Genomic DNA, 3205 nt, shown 5'->3' with positions numbered 1-3205 from the left:
GTGATGGGTGGCTGGTCGTTGCTTGAGAACTACACAGTGGACGCGAGCATCTGTGGCCAAGTTTTTAAGGGCGCACGGTGGATGCCTTGGCACCAGGAACCGATGAAGGACGTGGGAGGCCACGATAGTCCCCGGGGAGCCGTCAACCAGGCTTTGATCCGGGGGTTTCCGAATGGGGAAACCCGGCAGTCGTCATGGGCTGTCACCCATGCCTGAACACATAGGGCATGTGGAGGGAACGAGGGGAAGTGAAACATCTCAGTACCCTCAGGAAGAGAAAACAACCGTGATTCCGGGAGTAGTGGCGAGCGAAACCGGATGAGGCCAAACCGTATGCGTGTGATACCCGGCAGGGGTTGCGCATGCGGGGTTGTGGGATCTCTCTTTCACAGTCTGCCGGCTGTGAGACGAGTCAGAAACCGTTGATGTAGGCGAAGGACATGCGAAAGGTCCGGCGTAGAGGGTAAGACCCCCGTAGCTGAAACATTAACGGCTCGTTTGAGAGACACCCAAGTAGCACGGGGCCCGAGAAATCCCGTGTGAATCTGGCGGGACCACCCGCTAAGCCTAAATATTCCCTGGTGACCGATAGCGGATAGTACCGTGAGGGAATGGTGAAAAGTACCGCGGGAGCGGAGTGAAATAGTACCTGAAACCGTGTGCCTACAAGCCGTGGGAGCGTCGGATACAGCTTGCTGTATCTCGTGACTGCGTGCCTTTTGAAGAATGAGCCTGCGAGTTTGCGGTGCGTTGCGAGGTTAACCCGTGTGGGGAAGCCGTAGCGAAAGCGAGTCCGAATAGGGCGATTCAGTAGCGCGCTCAAGACCCGAAGCGGAGTGATCTAGCCATGGGCAGGTTGAAGCGGAGGTAAGACTTCGTGGAGGACCGAACCCACCAGGGTTGAAAACCTGGGGGATGACCTGTGGTTAGGGGTGAAAGGCCAATCAAACTCCGTGATAGCTGGTTCTCCCCGAAATGCATTTAGGTGCAGCGTCGTGTGTTTCTTGCCGGAGGTAGAGCACTGGATAGGCGATGGGCCCTACCGGGTTACTGACCTTAGCCAAACTCCGAATGCCGGTAAGTGAGAGCACGGCAGTGAGACTGTGGGGGATAAGCTCCATGGTCGAGAGGGAAACAGCCCAGAGCATCGACTAAGGCCCCTAAGCGTACGCTAAGTGGGAAAGGATGTGGAGTCGCAGAGACAACCAGGAGGTTGGCTTAGAAGCAGCCACCCTTGAAAGAGTGCGTAATAGCTCACTGGTCAAGTGATTCCGCGCCGACAATGTAGCGGGGCTCAAGCGTACCGCCGAAGTCGTGTCATTGCAGCAATAGGGCCAACGCCCGCTGTGATGGGTAGGGGAGCGTCGTGTGCCGGGTGAAGCAGCCGCGGAAGCGAGTTGTGGACGGTTCACGAGTGAGAATGCAGGCATGAGTAGCGATACACACGTGAGAAACGTGTGCGCCGATTGACTAAGGGTTCCTGGGTCAAGCTGATCTGCCCAGGGTAAGTCGGGACCTAAGGCGAGGCCGACAGGCGTAGTCGATGGACAACCGGTTGATATTCCGGTACCCGCTTTGAAACGCCCAATATCGAGCCCATTAATGCTAAGGCCGTGAAGCCGTTCCGGACCCTTCGGGGAAAGGAAAGTGGTGGAGCCGCTGACCCAAGGTGGTAGTAGGTAAGCGATGGGGTGACGCAGGAAGGTAGTCCAGCCCGGGCGGTGGTAGTCCCGGGGTAAGGGTGTAGGGCGTTGTCCAGGTAAATCCGGACAGCACATAGCCTGAGACCTGATGCCGAGCCGATTGTGGTGAAGTGGATGATCCTATGCTGTCGAGAAAAGCCTCTAGCGAGTTTCATGGCGGCCCGTACCCTAAACCGACTCAGGTGGTCAGGTAGAGAATACCGAGGCGTTCGGGTGAACTATGGTTAAGGAACTCGGCAAAATGCCCCCGTAACTTCGGGAGAAGGGGGGCCACGTCTGGTGATCGGATTTACTCCGTGAGCTGGGGGTGGCCGCAGAGACCAGCGAGAAGCGACTGTTTACTAAAAACACAGGTCCGTGCGAAGCCGTAAGGCGATGTATACGGACTGACGCCTGCCCGGTGCTGGAACGTTAAGGGGACCGGTTAGCTCTGTTTCGACAGGGCGAAGCTGAGAACTTAAGCGCCAGTAAACGGCGGTGGTAACTATAACCATCCTAAGGTAGCGAAATTCCTTGTCGGGTAAGTTCCGACCTGCACGAATGGCGTAACGACTTCTCGACTGTCTCAACCATAGGCCCGGTGAAATTGCACTACGAGTAAAGATGCTCGTTTCGCGCAGCAGGACGGAAAGACCCCGGGACCTTTACTACAGTTTGATATTGGTGTTCGGTTCGGCTTGTGTAGGATAGGTGGGAGACTTTGAAGCCGTGACGCCAGTCATGGTGGAGTCGCCGTTGAAATACCACTCTGGTCGTGCTGGATGTCTAACCTCGGTCCGTGATCCGGATCAGGGACAGTGTCTGATGGGTAGTTTAACTGGGGCGGTTGCCTCCCAAAGGGTAACGGAGGCGCCCAAAGGTTCCCTCAGCCTGGTTGGCAATCAGGTGTTGAGTGTAAGTGCACAAGGGAGCTTGACTGTGAGACCGACGGGTCGAGCAGGGACGAAAGTCGGGACTAGTGATCCGGCGGTGGCTTGTGGAAGCGCCGTCGCTCAACGGATAAAAGGTACCCCGGGGATAACAGGCTGATCTTCCCCAAGAGTCCATATCGACGGGATGGTTTGGCACCTCGATGTCGGCTCGTCGCATCCTGGGGCTGGAGTCGGTCCCAAGGGTTGGGCTGTTCGCCCATTAAAGCGGTACGCGAGCTGGGTTTAGAACGTCGTGAGACAGTTCGGTCCCTATCCGCTGTGCGCGTAGGAATATTGAGAAGGGCTGTCCCTAGTACGAGAGGACCGGGACGGACGAACCTCTGGTGTGCCAGTTGTCCTGCCAAGGGCATGGCTGGTTGGCTACGTTCGGGAGGGATAACCGCTGAAAGCATCTAAGCGGGAAGCCTGCTTCGAGATGAGTATTCCCACCTCCTTGAGAGGGTAAGGCTCCCAGTAGACGACTGGGTTGATAGGCCGGATGTGGAAGCCCAGTAATGGGTGGAGCTGACCGGTACTAATAGGCCGAGGGCTTGTCCTCAGTTGCTCGCGTCCACTGTGTTAGTTCTGAAG

General features: G+C 56.8%; 1 rRNA gene. It reads left to right on the top strand.

What is annotated here, in order from left to right:
- Nucleotides 1-54: 54 nt before the first annotated feature.
- Nucleotides 55-3173: ribosomal RNA gene (locus AOK00_RS24150) — 23S ribosomal RNA — on the top strand.
- The last annotated feature ends 32 nt before the right edge of the window (nucleotides 3174-3205 follow it).

It is taken from the genome of Streptomyces aureus (genome assembly GCF_001418135.1).
Taxonomy (GTDB): Bacteria; Actinomycetota; Actinomycetes; order Streptomycetales; family Streptomycetaceae; genus Streptomyces; species Streptomyces aureus_A.
The sequence above is the reverse complement of the archived record's forward strand: the minus strand, read 5'-3'. Positions and strand labels throughout refer to the sequence as shown.